Annotated in this window: 11 protein-coding genes; 3 read left to right on the top strand and 8 right to left on the bottom strand. The window is 72.1% G+C overall.

Translation table 11 applies throughout. The annotated features are described in order from the left end of the window. Positions 1 to 59 precede the first annotated feature (59 nt). From ACFXOM_RS35265 to ACFXOM_RS35245, 5 genes are all read right to left on the bottom strand, one after another. Entirely contained in the window at positions 60 to 707 is a 648-nt protein-coding gene (locus ACFXOM_RS35265) for a DedA family protein (RefSeq protein ID WP_384948957.1), read from the bottom strand. Between the two features lie 457 nt (positions 708 to 1,164). Further along, the gene (locus ACFXOM_RS35260) at positions 1,165 to 1,632 is read right to left on the bottom strand and encodes a DoxX family protein (RefSeq protein ID WP_385041544.1); all 468 of its coding nucleotides are present in this window, start codon (positions 1,630 to 1,632) and stop codon (positions 1,165 to 1,167) included. 78 nt (positions 1,633 to 1,710) lie between these two features. Next, on the bottom strand, positions 1,711 to 3,657 hold the full coding sequence (locus tag ACFXOM_RS35255) for an FAD/NAD(P)-binding protein (RefSeq protein WP_385041541.1): 1,947 nt from the start codon (positions 3,655 to 3,657) through the stop codon (positions 1,711 to 1,713). Between the two features lie 63 nt (positions 3,658 to 3,720). Beyond that, entirely contained in the window at positions 3,721 to 5,664 is a 1,944-nt protein-coding gene (locus ACFXOM_RS35250) for an alkaline phosphatase D family protein (RefSeq protein ID WP_385041538.1), read from the bottom strand. A gap of 221 nt (positions 5,665 to 5,885) precedes the next feature. After that, entirely contained in the window at positions 5,886 to 6,539 is a 654-nt protein-coding gene (locus tag ACFXOM_RS35245; RefSeq protein WP_384937047.1) for an HNH endonuclease family protein, read from the bottom strand. A gap of 173 nt (positions 6,540 to 6,712) precedes the next feature. Between ACFXOM_RS35245 and ACFXOM_RS35240 the strand changes: the two genes are divergently transcribed. After that, a complete protein-coding gene (locus ACFXOM_RS35240; RefSeq protein WP_384937044.1) occupies positions 6,713 to 7,453 on the top strand; it encodes an ABC transporter permease in 741 nt (246 codons plus the stop codon). A 274-nt stretch (positions 7,454 to 7,727) separates the two neighbouring features. Beyond that, entirely contained in the window at positions 7,728 to 8,312 is a 585-nt protein-coding gene (locus tag ACFXOM_RS35235) for a TMEM165/GDT1 family protein (protein WP_384937041.1), read from the top strand. A gap of 247 nt (positions 8,313 to 8,559) precedes the next feature. Here the strand turns inward: ACFXOM_RS35235 and ACFXOM_RS35230 are convergent, their stop codons facing one another. The 3 genes from ACFXOM_RS35230 to ACFXOM_RS35220 form a co-directional block, all read right to left on the bottom strand. Further along, positions 8,560 to 9,228: an HAD-IA family hydrolase gene (locus ACFXOM_RS35230; protein ID WP_384937039.1), complete on the bottom strand. Its 669-nt coding sequence runs from the start codon at positions 9,226 to 9,228 to the stop codon at positions 8,560 to 8,562. Between the two features lie 245 nt (positions 9,229 to 9,473). Beyond that, positions 9,474 to 10,283 carry an SDR family oxidoreductase gene (locus ACFXOM_RS35225; RefSeq protein WP_384937036.1) on the bottom strand — a complete coding sequence of 270 codons (810 nt, stop codon included), beginning with the start codon at positions 10,281 to 10,283 and terminating at the stop codon, positions 9,474 to 9,476. A gap of 174 nt (positions 10,284 to 10,457) precedes the next feature. Beyond that, positions 10,458 to 11,666, bottom strand: coding sequence for a peptidoglycan-binding protein (locus ACFXOM_RS35220; RefSeq protein WP_385041535.1), 1,209 nt, complete (start codon positions 11,664 to 11,666; stop codon positions 10,458 to 10,460). 146 nt (positions 11,667 to 11,812) lie between these two features. Between ACFXOM_RS35220 and ACFXOM_RS35215 the strand changes: the two genes are divergently transcribed. Further along, positions 11,813 to 13,879, top strand: coding sequence for a DHA2 family efflux MFS transporter permease subunit (locus tag ACFXOM_RS35215; RefSeq protein ID WP_384937030.1), 2,067 nt, complete (start codon positions 11,813 to 11,815; stop codon positions 13,877 to 13,879). Positions 13,880 to 13,973 lie beyond the last annotated feature (94 nt).

Here is a 13,973-nt window from a genome sequence, read left to right as displayed (position 1 = left end):
GGAGGCAGCCAGCATGAAAACCATCCCTGCCCCACCCGCGCAGTCCCAGAGTCGCGAACTCACGGGACGCACTCAAGAAGGTAGGGCCGCATGACGTAGGCCGCGAGGGTTCCGGCGCCGAACAGGGCGATCAGGGACACGACCAGGGCGACCCACGTCGCCCCCAGCCACTGTCCGCCGAAATAGCCGAGGCCGACGCTGTAGCCCGCCCATGCCATGCCCGCGAGGGCTGACCAGGGCAGGAACTCCTTCACCTTGCGATGTGCCGCCCCTGCGCCGAGGGAGACGACCGAGCGGCCGGCCGGAGCGAACCGGGCGATCACGACCAGCAGTCCGCCGCCGCGGCTCAGCGCGGTGCCGAGACGTTCCTGCGCCGTGGTCAGGCGACGGGAGCGGGCGATCGCCCGGTCCAGGCGCGCGCCTCCGCGCCGGGCCACGCGGTACGCGACGAGGTCGCCGAGCACGGAGGCCGTCGTCGCGCACAGCAGCAGCGCCACCAGGGACGGCACTTCGTGCGGCACCTGTCCGGCGGCCGCTGCGACCGACGCCGATCCGACAGCCGTCGATCCGGCGGCCGCCGCCGTCGCCGCAGTGATCACGAGTACGCCGCTGGGGAGGACGGGGAGGAAGACGTCCAGGAGGACCGACAGCGCGACGACCGCGTAGATCCACGGGCTGGCGGTCAGCAACCCCACACTGTCGAGCACGGGTACTCCCCACTGGGTGACAACGCCGCGACGTCGCAGGGGAGCGGCAGGGGCGGCATGACAGCCACCGAGCGTACGCCCGTGCTCCACAGCGAGATCATCAGGGGTGGGGTGAAGTCGGACGTACCCCGACGTGGGGGTTCCGGCGACGGTCTGCCGTGTCGCCCCGCGCTCCCGCCTCGATCTGCCGTGACCCTTCGAGCCCCGCGCGTGCCGGGGGCGCGGCGGAGTGCGGGCCGCTGCCGGCGAATGGCGGAGGGCCTTCGGGGGTGCGGGGTTCGAGGGGTCTCGTACGGTCCCATCCCGTGGTGGATCGCCCCTCCCGGCCGCACCGGATCTGTCGGACGGGGACCGGTGTGTGCGCCTCCGGCCCGTGGCCCGTCGGGGCCGGGACCGCTCCCCGTCCGACGGCGCTACGCCCGCCCGCCGCCCCGTCGGGTACGTCAGGTCGGGTACGTCATGCGGTGGCGGTGGTCGCCTGGTCGCCTCGCCCGGTCCGCTCGGCCTCGCTCCGGCCGGCGAGCAGCCGGTCCACCGACAGGGCCCCCGGCCCGGTGAAGACCAGCAGGAGGAAGGCCCAGCAGTAGAGGGCCGATCCTTCGCCGTTGTTCTGGATCGGGAACAACCCTCCGGGCTGGTGCACCGTGAAGTACGCGTACGCCATCGCGCCCGACGCGACGAAAGCGGCGGCGCGTGTGCCGAGGCCGATCAGCACGAGGCTGCCGCCCACGAGCTCGATGACGGCCGCGTACCAGCCCGGCCAGGTGCCGGCGGCCACCTGGCCGCCCGCGTTCTCGGCGCCGAGGACGCCGAACAGTGATCGCGCGCCGTGGCAGGTGAAGAGCAGGCCGATGACGATGCGGAACAGGGCGAGCGCATAGGGCTGCGCCAGGTCCAGTCGTGCGGACAGCCGACGAGTGGCCATGTGTGGGGTCTCCTTCGGTCTGGGGACGTGAAACCGACGAGCCTCCAAGTTAGGCTGGCCTAATCAATACTTGCAAGTTCAACATTTGGCCATGGATCGCCTTTCATGAGAACCGCGACCGGCCACGACGTCCAGCGCTGCGCGCGCCACGGCGTCCGCGTCCGACAGCGTGACGGAGTCCACACCGGGCCGTGCCCCCGCTGCGGTCACCCAATGGGCCCCTTCCGTGGGCACGCCCACCGCGAACCGTCGTCGGTGTGGCCGGCCCTGACGGTCGACCAGGCGGTACGGCCGTTCCGTCACGTCCAGTCCACCCGTCTCGTAGCCGTCGATCCGATGCGGACGGCACTGCCCCGTCCGCAGCAGCCGGGCGAGCAACTCGTCACGCGTGCGCCGTAGGTCCGGTTCCGGCAGGCGCGCCTCGATCAGCGTCCTCGCGACCGCCCCCGAGCCCGGGACGTCCGGGGACTCGGCGACGAACAACCCGTGCTCCGCCCGTACGGTCATCCGCGGGCCGACGACCTCCAGCACCCCCGCCTCGACCAACGCGGCCATCTCCTCGATGCGGCGGCGCGGTGGGCCGATGGAGAGGAAGGCGTTCAGCGGCGTGTACCAGCGGTCCAGGTGGTCGCGCCGGGACGGCCCGGAGAGCCCGCGATGGTCGACGATCTTCCGCACTTCGTTCCGCACGTCCCGCAGGACGTCGAGGGCGGCCTTGACCGGGCCGTCCACATTGCCCAGCGCCGCGTGCTCCGCGTCCTCGTGCAGATGGCCGAGAAGCCAGTTGCGAAACGCTCCGGGACCCGTGAAGCGCTGCCCGGCGGCCGGTCGGGAGATCCGCTCCCAGCACCAGCGCTCCGACGCCGGACATCCGTACGCCTCCAGGACGGCGTCCTCCGCCGCGCCGCCGTACGGCACGGCGAGGAACCGAGCGCGGAACCGGGCCCGGAACTCGGCCCCGCGGCCGGCGCGCGTGCAGAGCAGCGCCTCGTAGTAGACCGTCTCCACCTCCTTCGCGATGCGCGGCCAGACCTCGGCGAGGAAGTCCGGCGGGTCGCCGGCCTCCGCGCGGCGGCGGAAGAGCGCGATCAGATCGGGAGTGAGCACCCGGGGGCGGTGCCGTTGCGAGGCACCCTTCGCGTTGTCCCCGCGCGCGCGGTGCGGAACGCCGCGCCGCGATCCGGCGTACAACCGGGGTTCGCGCCCCGAGCGCACGTACGCCAGGCGGTCCTGCTCGCGGACGAACGTCCCGCCGCGGCCCGTCGTGAGCAGTGCCAGATGGTCGAAGAAGTTCAGGCCGAGGCCGCGCAACAGGACCGCCTCGCCCGGGGCGATCGACGAGAGGTCGAGCTCGGCAGGACTGGCCGGGGCGAAGTGGCGCAGCCCGTGGCGCGCGGCATGGGCGTCGTGCAGGGCCGCCGTCGCCCCCGGGGCGACCGGCAGATGGCCCTGGGCCAGCACCACCGCACTCAGCCCGGCCAGCACTGTGCCGTTGTCCAGGGCCAGTTGCTGCAGGCCGTCCTCGGCCTCGTCGAGACCTACCGCACGAGCCCGGTGGACCTCCACCCGCACGGACTCCGGGGCGGAGCCGACGACCTCGCGGAACGCCCATGCCAGATAGCGCCCGTAGCAGGCGCGAGTGGGGTAGTCGTCGGGACCGAACGTCTCTGACGTGTGTGCGGCGGCCCATTCGTAGAGGCTCGGGCCCGGCCGTACGGGTCCGTCGCAGAGGACGCTCGCGTCGGTGAACACCGTCACCTGGCAGGCGACGGTGTTCATCAGCAACTCGGCCGGCTGGTCGGTGCGCCACACGCGCCCGGCGCCGGCCGGCGCGGGGTCGACGACGTGCACGGTCAGGGGGGTGTCCGGGGCCAGTTCGGGCACGGAAGCGCAGAGCCGTTCGAGTACCGAGGTGCCGCGGGGGCCGGCGCCGACCAGGGCCATGGCGTGCGGAGCTGTGGACGGCACGGACAACACACGGTCTCCCGGGGTGGCGTACGGGAAGCGGATCGTCCGCCTCATCATGCCGTCGTCGTGTGGGGAGACGGTGGTGCTCGTGTGAGGATCGTTCTCCGCTGTGGAGGGGCCCTACGGGCCTTTCGCCAGGCTCCGCCTGTCCACGTTCACAAGACGTGAACCGGTACGTTCCGCCCGTCCGCCCGTGGTCCGTCCGCCCGTGATCCATCTGGTGCGGCCATCGCCGCCGCGCAGGTCACCGTTGCCGTCACCGCCGGCGCGGCCGGTAGCCCCGGCGGCAGTGCGTCGCGCGCCGGTCCGGCCGTCGCCCGCCCGCGCCCGGTCAAGCCGGAGCTCCGCGGAACGCCCGATCAGTTCGAGCGTCATGAGGTGATTGCCGAACCACGGCCCTCCGCCCCGGCGCCACCGGAAGCCGGGCCGGCCGATCCGCCCGTGCCGGAGCAGTGCCCGTCCGAGCCGCCGACCCGCACGGCTCCATCCGAAACGGAAAGCGACCCGGACCGTCGACTGGATCGCGTTGTGGAGGGGGGAGCAGGTCAGCTGGAACACCCGGGCGTCCGGCGCACCGTCCGGCCACTCGGGCTCCGCCACGTACGCATGGTGAACGTCCCCGGACAGTACGCACACCGTTGCCGGGGCCGCCGGGCCGCTGCCTGCCTCGGTGATCAGTCCGGTGAGCCTCTCGAACGATTCCGGGAACGCCGCCCAGTGCTCCAGATCGGCGCCCCTGCGCAGGTCCTCACCGAATCGCGCCCAGCGCGCCCCGCGGCTGCCGCGGCACAGGGCGGCGTCCCAGCTCTCGAGGTCATGGATCAGCGGCGGCAGGAGCCAGGGCAGTGACGTGCCGATCAGGAGGTGGTCGTACGAGCCGTGCGCCTCCAGCGCCTGGTCGCGCAGCCACTGCTCCTCGTCCTCGTGGAGCATGGACCTGTTCTGTTCGTCGAGCACCCGGGCCGCCCGGGTGTCCACCATCAGCAGCCGGGTCCTGCCGAAGTCGCGCCGGTAGCTCCAGCGGAATCCGACGGGCGGCGGCGTGCCGAGCCGTTGCGGCGCGGAGTGGCCCCCGCGTCGGTCGGCGGCCGGGTCGGAAGCCGGGCCGCCGGGCAGGTCGACCGGTTGGCCGGGCAGGTCGACCGGTTGGTCGGCGGGGTGGTCCGCGTCCGCCGCAGCGGCGAACTGCCGCAGTGCGTCCGTCCCGTCGGGGCTGCTGCGCACGGCCGTGTAGAGGGGATCCGCGTCGAGCTCGGCGGGGGAGAGGTTCCCCAGGTGCTGGTAGACCCAGTAGGACATCAGCCCGCTGAGCACCCGCTCGCGCCACCACGCCGTGGCCCGCATCTCCGCCAGCCACGAGGCGCTCGTGTTCCAGTCGTCGATCACGTCGTGGTCGTCGAAGATCATGAGGCTGGGCACGGTGGAGAGCAGCCAGCGGACTTCGGGGTCCGCCCAGGACTCGTCGTACAGCCGGGTGTACTCCTCGTAGTCCGCGACCTCCGCGCCGGGGGGTTCGCGCAGATCGCGGCGGGCGGCGAGCCAGCGACGGGTCGCCTTGGACGTCTCGTCCGCGTACACCTGGTCCCCGATCAGCACCAGCACGTCCGGGCGGTCGGCGGCGGGGTCGGCAGCCAGTCGGGCGGCGAGGCTGTCCAATGCATCGGGGCCGACCGGGTCGTGCTCGCCGGCGGGCGGCGCGGCCCAGCGGCAGGAGCCGAAGGAGATCCGCACCCCGTCGGCGGGCACCGCCGGGGTGCGGATCGTGCTCTGCGGGAAGGGGGAACCGTCGAGCGGCCACACGCGACGGCCGTCCAGCAGCACTTCGTAGGCGGTCGAGGAACCGGGGGTGAGGCCGGTCACCGGGACGAGGGCGTAGTGGTGGCCCTCGACCTGGAAGGTGTGCGCCGAGCCGCCCGCTTCGTCCCCGCCGTGCCCGAGGGGAGCCCCCGTGCACCGCACCTCGGCCGTGCACGGCCGGTCGGCCTCGATCCACACGGTCGCGTGGTCCCCGGTCTCCCAGTCGACGTACCGCAGTAGCGGTCCCAGGCGCAATCCGGCTGCCATGTGCCCTCCTCCGTGGCCCGTCGTACCGTACGGAACGACGGGGGAGAGTAGCGCGGTTCCGGGGGCCGCGAGCACCGGCGCGGCGCTGGTCGGAAGGCTTCGGAGGCGGCAGCGGCGGCCCACCGCGCGGCGAGGCCGGACGGCCGTGCCGCCTGCCGCCGGGACGTTGATCCGGCGGCAGGCTGCACCGACGTTCGTCGAGCTCCCGCGACCCTCGGGCGTCAGCAGCCGTTGAGTATGGACTGCAGGGCGGACTTCTCCGCCGAGTCGACCGACAGCTGCCAGTAGTACTTCACGTGCACCCACATGCGTGCGTACGTGCAGCGGTAGTCGGTGCGCGACGGCAGCCACTCGGCCGGGTCCTTGTCGCCTTTGGCCTGGTTGACGTTGTCCGTCACAGCGATCAGCTGTGGACGGGTCAGGTCGTTGGCGAAGGCCCGGCGCGAGGCGGTGGTCCAGGAGCCGGCGCCCGAGCGCCAGGCCTCGGACAGCGGGACGACGTGGTCGATGTCGACGTCGGAGGCCGCGGTCCAGGTCGCGCCGTCATAGGGCGAGTACCAGCTGCCGCTGACCGCCGCACAGCTGGAGTTCTGGACGACGTTCGTTCCGTCGCGATCGAGGACGACTTCGCGCGTGTTGCAGGCGCCCGACTGGGTGATCCAGTGCGGGAACTTGTCGCGGCTGTACCCGGTGGAGGAACCTTCCGCCTTGACGGTCAGCCGGCCGAGGTAACTACGGGCCGTGGCGGCGCTGACGGGGGTGGGCGGGGCGGCCTCGGCCGCGGGGGCGGTGAGCAGCGTGGTGGCGCAGGCGAGCGCGGCGGACGCGGCGAGCACAGTGGCCCGGGACGCACGACGCGCGTAGATACCTGACATGCGAACTCCTGTGGAGTGGGGGGAGTTTGGCCGGTTCGAGTGCTGTGGCCCGGCCATGGTGGCGGCGCCAGGTTGCTCGGGGATGGGCGCCAGGTAACAGGGTTGCGACATGAGCACGTCACATCAAGGGCTGATGCCCTGCCAATTCACCGCGGTCGACTTAGGGTTGGCGCGTGCTGCTCACCGTGAATGTCGCGTTCGGGGTGGTTCTCGCCGTACTGCTCGCCGTCGCCGCCGCGGTGGCCGCCGTGGCTCAACTCGGTCGGTCGCGTTCCCGTGCGATCGTCGTCGCCGGCCTGCGCGCCGCGGTGCAGCTCGCGGCGGTCTCCCTGGTGATCGGGTGGGCGGTCCGCCACGCACTTCTGCTGTTCGCCTTCCTCCTGGTGATGTACGCCATCGCGGTACGCACCGCGGGCCGCCGCATCACCCCGAACGACACGTGGTGGCGCACGGCCCTGCCGATCGCCGCAGGCGTCGTGCCCGTCGTCGTCGTGCTGCTGCTCACCGGGATCGTGCCGGTCAAGGGCATCGCGCTCATCCCGGTCACCGGCATCCTGATCGGCGGGGCGCTCACCGCGACCGTCCTCGCCGGACGGCGGGCGCTCGACGAACTCGCGACGCGGCACGGGGAGGCGGAGGCCGCGATGGCGATCGGCCTACCGGACCGGGACGCCCGGATGCTGGTGGCGCGGGAGGCAGCGTCCGACGCCCTGCTGCCGGGGCTGGACCAGACCAGGACCGTGGGGCTGGTCACCCTCCCCGGGGCCTTCGTCGGGATGCTGCTCGGTGGCGCGTCACCGCTCCAGGCCGGTGCCGTGCAGCTGTTCGTCCTGGTGGCGCTGATGGCGGTGCAGTCGATCGCGGTGGCGCTCGTGCTGGAGCTGGTGGCGCGCGGGCTGCTGCACCGGCACTGAGGGGTCCGCGGTCGGTCCTGGGCCTCGGGCGGACTCGTTTCGGGCGTCCCGTACCCTGGGGGAAGCAGAAGGGGAGTAGCTCTTCGCCGGAACGTCGACATACTGCCGAGCTCGCTCGGCCGGCGCCCGGAGGCGGCCGCCGGCGCGGCCCGCCAGCGAGACCTTCGGCCAGCAGTGATCCATGACCGTGCATGGCGCTGCCGAGCCGAAGCGACCCCCGGAGCATGAGGTCCCTCGGTACGGCGGTGCCCTACCGATAGGGGAAACCCCACCCGTGCTGAGCTTCACCGTCCTGGCGATCGCCTTCGGCGTCGTCTTCCTCGCCGAACTCCCCGACAAGACGGCCCTGGCCGGACTGATGCTCGGGACGCGCTACCGGGCTCCCTATGTCTTCGCCGGGGTCGCGGCGGCGTTCGTCGTGCACGTCGCCCTCGCCGTCGCCGCAGGCAGCGTGCTGACCCTGCTGCCGCACCGCCTGGTCGAGGCGGTCGTCGGCCTGCTGTTCCTCGCGGGCGCCGCGATGCTGTTGCTGAAGAAGGACGACGAGGGTGAGGAGGCGATCAAAGCCCCGGCCGACCAGTCCTTCTGGAGGGTCTCCGGAGCGGGGTTCATGCTCGTCCTCGTCGCGGAGTTCGGTGACCTGACGCAGATCATGACCGCGAACCTCGCCGCCCGCTACGACGACCCGCTCTCGGTGGGGCTGGGTGCGGTGCTGGCGCTGTGGACGGTCGCGGGCCTCGGCATCGTGGGCGGTAGGGCGCTGACGAAGTACGTACCGCTGAGGCTGATCACCAAGGTGGCGGCGGCGCTCATGCTGGCGCTCGCGGGGTTCAGCCTGTACGGGGCGGTCGCGGGCTGAGCGGGTGCGGGGACGGGAACGCTTCGCACTGATCGGACCTCGCGTCCTGTCGGTGTGGGGCGCTTCGTCGATGGGTCATTGAGTCATTGAGTCATTGAGTCATTGGGGCATTAGGTCAATGGGTCGAGGAGCCGAGGAGTCGACGCAGAGTCCCGCCGATGTCGTGCTTCGCCGGTGGGGTTGTTCGCTGCTACGGGCGCCCCGCCGGTGCGAGGCGTCCCGACGCGGGGGTTGTGAGGCGGGGCGGTCAGCCGAAAGCGAGGGTGATGGTCCCGTCCTCGCCGCGTGCCACCTGCAGCCGGGTGAGGTCCTCGACGTGGACGTCCGGCCCGAAGGCGGCTGCGCGGGGACCGACGCCGACGACGCGCATCCCGGCGGCACGGGCGGCCGTGATGCCGGCCTCGGAGTCCTCGAAGACCACGCAGTCGGCGGGTGCGAAGCCCAGCTCGGCGGCTCCCTTGAGGAAGCCCTCAGGGTCGGGCTTGCTCGCGCCGACGAGCTCCGCGGTGACGCGCACGCCGGGCATCGGCAGCCCGGCGGCCTTCATCCGGGCCTGGGCGAGGGCCTCGTCGGCCGAGGTGACCAGGGCGTGCGGCAGCGCGGACAGTGCGTTCATGAAGGCGGGGGCTCCGGCGATCGGGACGACGCCGTCCAGGTCGGCGGTCTCCTGGGCGAGGAGCGTGCGGTTCTCCGCGTGGTTCTCCTCCATCGGCCGGTCGGGCAGCAGGGCCGCCATGGTGGCGTAGCCCTGGCGGCCGTGGACGACCTTGAGCGTCTCGTGCGGATCCAGGCCGTGCTCGACGGACCAGCGCGCCCAGACCCGTTCCACGACGGCATCCGAGTTGACGAGGGTGCCGTCCATGTCGAGCAGGAGGGCGCGGGCGGTCAGTGCGGACGGGGCGGCGTCGGCCGGCATCGGCGGGCTCCAGAGGAGGGAAGAGGTCAGAGCGGTTCCCGCCCGCCGGTCAGGGAGGTGCGAGCGGGAACCACTTTGTTCCTCAACCATACAAAACAGAGTCGGTCGGCGCCAGCGGGGGGTGGGGTTGCCGCGCGTGGAGGTCCGGGGGTCAGGTCCGGCCAGCTCTCCCGGCCAAGCCACGGTGCCTCCCCGGCAGGTGCCGCCGCCGCGCTCGGGGCACTCCGCGGACTCCCGTCCCCACCTCAGCGGGCCTTCCTGCGGGCCGCCTCGGGGATCTTCAGCTCCGGTCGGTCGCGGAGGAAGTCCTCGAAGGTCCGGCCGCCCGGAAGCGGTTCCGGTGCCAGGTGCAGCCCCCGGCGGTACGCTCCCACGACCTTCCCGGGCAGCAGGAGCGGGACGACCAGCCGCCGTCTCCCGGTGACGCGCAAGTAGATCCGGGCCATCTCCGCCATCGTCAGGGTCTGCGGTCCGGGGAGGTCCGCCACACGCCCCTGGGCGTCACCGACGGCGAGATCCGCCGTCCGGCGGGCGACATCGGCCACGTCGATGCTCTGGAAACGGGTTCTTGCGAGGACGGGCATGAGCGGCAGTCGAGCCGCCTGGTACAGCACGAAGTGGACCAGGTCGTGGAACTGCGCGGCGCGGAGGACCGTCCACGGCAGTCCCGAGTCACGGACCACCTGCTCCGTCCGGTGCTTGGCCCGGTAGTACGGCAGCGGGTGGCGGTCGACGCCGATGATCGACACGTACACCACGTGCGGACGGTCGGCGCGCGCCGCGGCCTCCAGCAGATTGCGCGTGGCCTGGACGTCACCGTCCGGCGTGCGGCCGTCCGTGGCGCAATGGACGACGGTGCCCACCCCGTCGAGAGCACGATCAAGGCCCTCGCCCGTCGACAGGTTCCCGATCGACCAGTCGGCCGCCGACGTCCCCGCACCGCTCCTCGGGTGGCGGGACAGCACCCTCACCTCCCGGCCCTGACCGGTGAGCCGGTCGACGACGTGACTCCCCAGATTTCCGCTGCCGCCCGTGACCAGGATGGTCTGGTTCATTCGTGCTCGCCCTTCCCTGATGCCTGAGTGAAGCCAGTGCACCAGGTGGACGACGCAGCGGCCCGAACCGTGACATCGGAGTGGCGGCCTTCTTCACGCCTTCTCTCTTAGGGCTTTCATCAGCGGTGCCGGCCGGAAGGGCGACGTGGGTCCTCCAGAGCGTCCGGAGCAGCCTCAGTGGCCCCGGCCGCCGTGTTTGCCACCCTGACCGGCGTACGGGTCGTCCGTCTCGACTTCCAGTGCCGCGCGCGTCTCGGGGCCGTAGAAGCCCTCCGGGTCGCCGTCGATGCCCCGGGAAGCCTGGTAGTCGGCCACGGCGGACTCCACGCGGTCGTCGTAGCGGCCGTTGAACGGCCCGTCGTAGAGCCACACCTGCTCCAGGCGTGCCTGGAGTTCGAAGACGTCGGGTCCGTTGTCGCCCGGTCCCAGACCGGTCGGGGCCTGGCCGGACGCCGACGGGGGCCGCGAGGAGCCCTGGGCCGTCGCCGTTGCACGGGACGTGACGGAGGGGACGGCGAGGCCGGCGGCGGTCTCGGAGGCGTCGGCGGTCGCCGTCGGAGCCTTCGGATCGGCGGCGGACTCACGTTCGGTCGGGGAGACGGACAGCGAAGGGCGGACGGTCGGACCGGCGGACAGGAACGGCGCGGGGCTCTCCAGATCGGGAGCGGCCCGGTCCTTGCCGTCGTCGCGGGTGAGCAGTCCCGCGGCGAACGCGACCGTGCCCAGAACGGCGATGACGGAGGCGGCGGTGGCCAGTGTCGCGACACCGCGGCGCCGCCTGCCGTCCTCGGCCCTCCGGCGCCGTCCGCTCCTCCCGGTGCCGTCGCGCACGACCTCGTAGGTCTCGTAGGTGTCGTGCACGACCTCGGGGGTGCGGACCGGGTCCCCCGGGGCGGCGTGTGTAGTTGGGTACCCGGGTGCGGTGGCTGTGTGGTCGAGTTCGGCGGGTGCGGCGACCGGGAGGGGCGCGGTCGCCCCGACGTCACCCGGGGTGCCCGCTCCGTACGGCGCGTCAGGGGCGGTTGTTCCCGTGTCGGCAGCCGCGCCCACGGCCGGGAGGGGGGCGGTGACGTCGTCGCCTGTCCCGTAGGGGTGGGACGGGTAGCCGCCCGCTCCGAACCCGCCCGCTCCGAACCCGTGCGCTCCGTAGCCGCCGGGGCCGTCCGCGGCGGGCGGCCCCGGGGCGGGGGGCGCGCCGTCCCCCAGGGGCGCCGGATCCCCCTGGTGCTGCGGTGGGGCGGCCATGTAGGGCCTGACGTGCAGCTGATCGTAGTGCTGCGGGCCCGTCGTGTACGCACAGGAGCAGGTGTGCCCGCGGCCCGGAGCGGATCTACCGTCCGCGTCCGCCTGCGTACCGCATTCAGGACATGTACGTCCCGTCATCCTGGGTCCCCTCCCTTGAGCTGCCTGCGATTATGCAGCCCTGCCCGCGGCCCGCCCCAGCGCGTCCCCCTTCGGCGGGCCAGAACAGGACACAACGCCCACGATGGGAGGAGCAGACGAGCGTACTGCGGACCTAGGAGCACTCCATGGCGCAGGAAGTCAGCCGCCCGGCCCTCGGCCCGGGCCCGGTACCGGGTGAGGGACGCAGCCGCCGGACCGTTCTCGTCGCCATCAGCGCGTTGCTGCTCGGCATGCTGCTCGCCGCGCTCGACCAGACGATCGTCTCCACCGCCCTGCCGACCATCGTCAGCGAGCTCGGTGGACTGGAGCACCTCTCGTGGGTCGTCACCGCGTACATCCTGGCAGCCACCGCCGCCACCCCGCTGTGGGGCAAGCTCGGCGACCAGTACGGTCGAAAGAAGCTCTTCCAGACCGCGATCGTCATCTTCCTCGTCGGCTCGGTGCTCTGCGGTATCGCACAGGACATGGGGCAGCTCATCGGCTTCCGTGCGCTCCAGGGACTCGGCGGCGGAGGCCTGATGGTGCTGTCGATGGCGATCGTCGGCGACATCGTCTCCCCGCGCGAACGCGGCAGGTACCAGGGGCTGTTCGGTGCGGTCTTCGGTGCGACCAGCGTGCTGGGGCCGCTGCTCGGCGGGCTGTTCACCCAACACCTCAGCTGGCGGTGGGTGTTCTACATCAACGTGCCCATCGGCATCGTCGCGCTCTTCGTGATCGCCGCGGTGCTCCACATCCCATCGCGGGGCGCGCGGCACACCATCGACTACCTCGGTACGATCCTGATCGCCGCGGTCGCCACGTGCCTGGTCCTCGTCGCCTCGCTCGGCGGCACCAGCTGGCCCTGGGGTTCGCCGCAGATCATCGCCCTCGCGGCGGCCGGAGTCGTGCTCCTCGTGGCGTTCGTCCTGACGGAGCGGCGAGCGGCCGAACCCGTACTGCCACTGCGGCTGTTCAGGATCCGCACCTTCACCCTCGTCGCCGTCATCAGCTTCATCGTGGGCTTCGCGATGTTCGGCGCGCTGGTCTTCCTGCCGACGTTCCTGCAGATCGTCCAGGGCATCACTCCGACCATGTCCGGGGTGCACATGCTGCCGATGGTGATCGGTCTGCTGCTCACCTCCACCTTGTCGGGCCAGATCGTCAGCCGCACGGGTCGCTGGAAGGTCTTTCCGATCGCCGGAACCGCCGTGACCGCCGTAGGACTGTTGCTGCTCCACCAGCTGACACCGTCCACGAGCGCCTGGGAGACGAGCGTCTACTTCTTCGTCTTCGGGGCCGGGCTCGGGCTGGTGATCCAGGTCCTGATCCTGGTCGTGCAGAACTCCGTCAGCTATGCCGACCTCGGCGTCGCCACCTCCGGTGCGACCTTCTTCCGCTCCATCGGCGCCTCGTTCGGCGTCTCCGTCTTCGGCGCGCTCTTCAGCAACCGCCTGAGCCACGAACTTGCCGCAGTGCTGGCCGGGCACCCACTTCCACCCGGCACGGGGGCGGGAGAGCTCGCCGCCGACCCGCGGGCCCTCGACCAACTCCCGCCGCAGCTGCGTCCCGCCGTCCTGGACGCGTACGCGACGTCGATCACCGACGTCTTCCTCTACGCGGCCCCGGTCGTCTGCATCGCCTTCGTCGTCGCCTGGTTCCTCAAGGAGGACGCGCTGCGCGGCTCGGTCACCGCACCCGAGGGCAGCGAGACGCTCGCCGCCAACCCGGTCCAGCGCTCCTCCTACGACGAGTGCGCCCGCGCCCTGTCGGTGCTCGGCTCGCGGGAGGGGCGGAAGATGATCTACGTCAAGATCACCAGGAAGGCCGGTCTCGACCTGCTCCCGGCGGCGAGTTGGCTGCTGCTCCGCATCAAGCGGCAGGGCTCTGTCGAACCCTCGCGGCTCGCGGACGCCACCCCGGTTCCGATCAAGACGATCACCGAGGCGTCGCGCCAGGTGGAGGAGCGCCGTCTGGCCCGGCGGGAGGGGATCCAGCTGATGCTCACCGAGGAGGGGGAAGCGGTGGCGGCGAAGTTGGCGCAGGCACGGGAGGAGTCCCTGGCGAAACTGCTCGGCGACTGGTGGACCCCGGACCGTCCCACGGACCTCGTCCAGCTGGTGAAGGAACTCACGGCGGAGCTGGGTGGTTCGGACGGGGAGCGCCCGTACACCGGCGAGCCGCACCGCGACCACGAGGCCTGGCACGAGCGCTGACGACGGCCCGGCAAGGCGTGCCACGGGGTGCGGCCCGGGACCACCGGCGCACTCTCCTCCGCGTGCTCCCCGTGGGGTATCGCCGAGGTACGGG

Origin of the sequence: Streptomyces sp. NPDC059169 (assembly GCF_042755225.1) — a bacterium.
Taxonomy (GTDB): domain Bacteria; phylum Actinomycetota; class Actinomycetes; order Streptomycetales; family Streptomycetaceae; genus Streptomyces.
The sequence above is the reverse complement of the archived record's forward strand: the minus strand, read 5'-3'. Positions and strand labels throughout refer to the sequence as shown.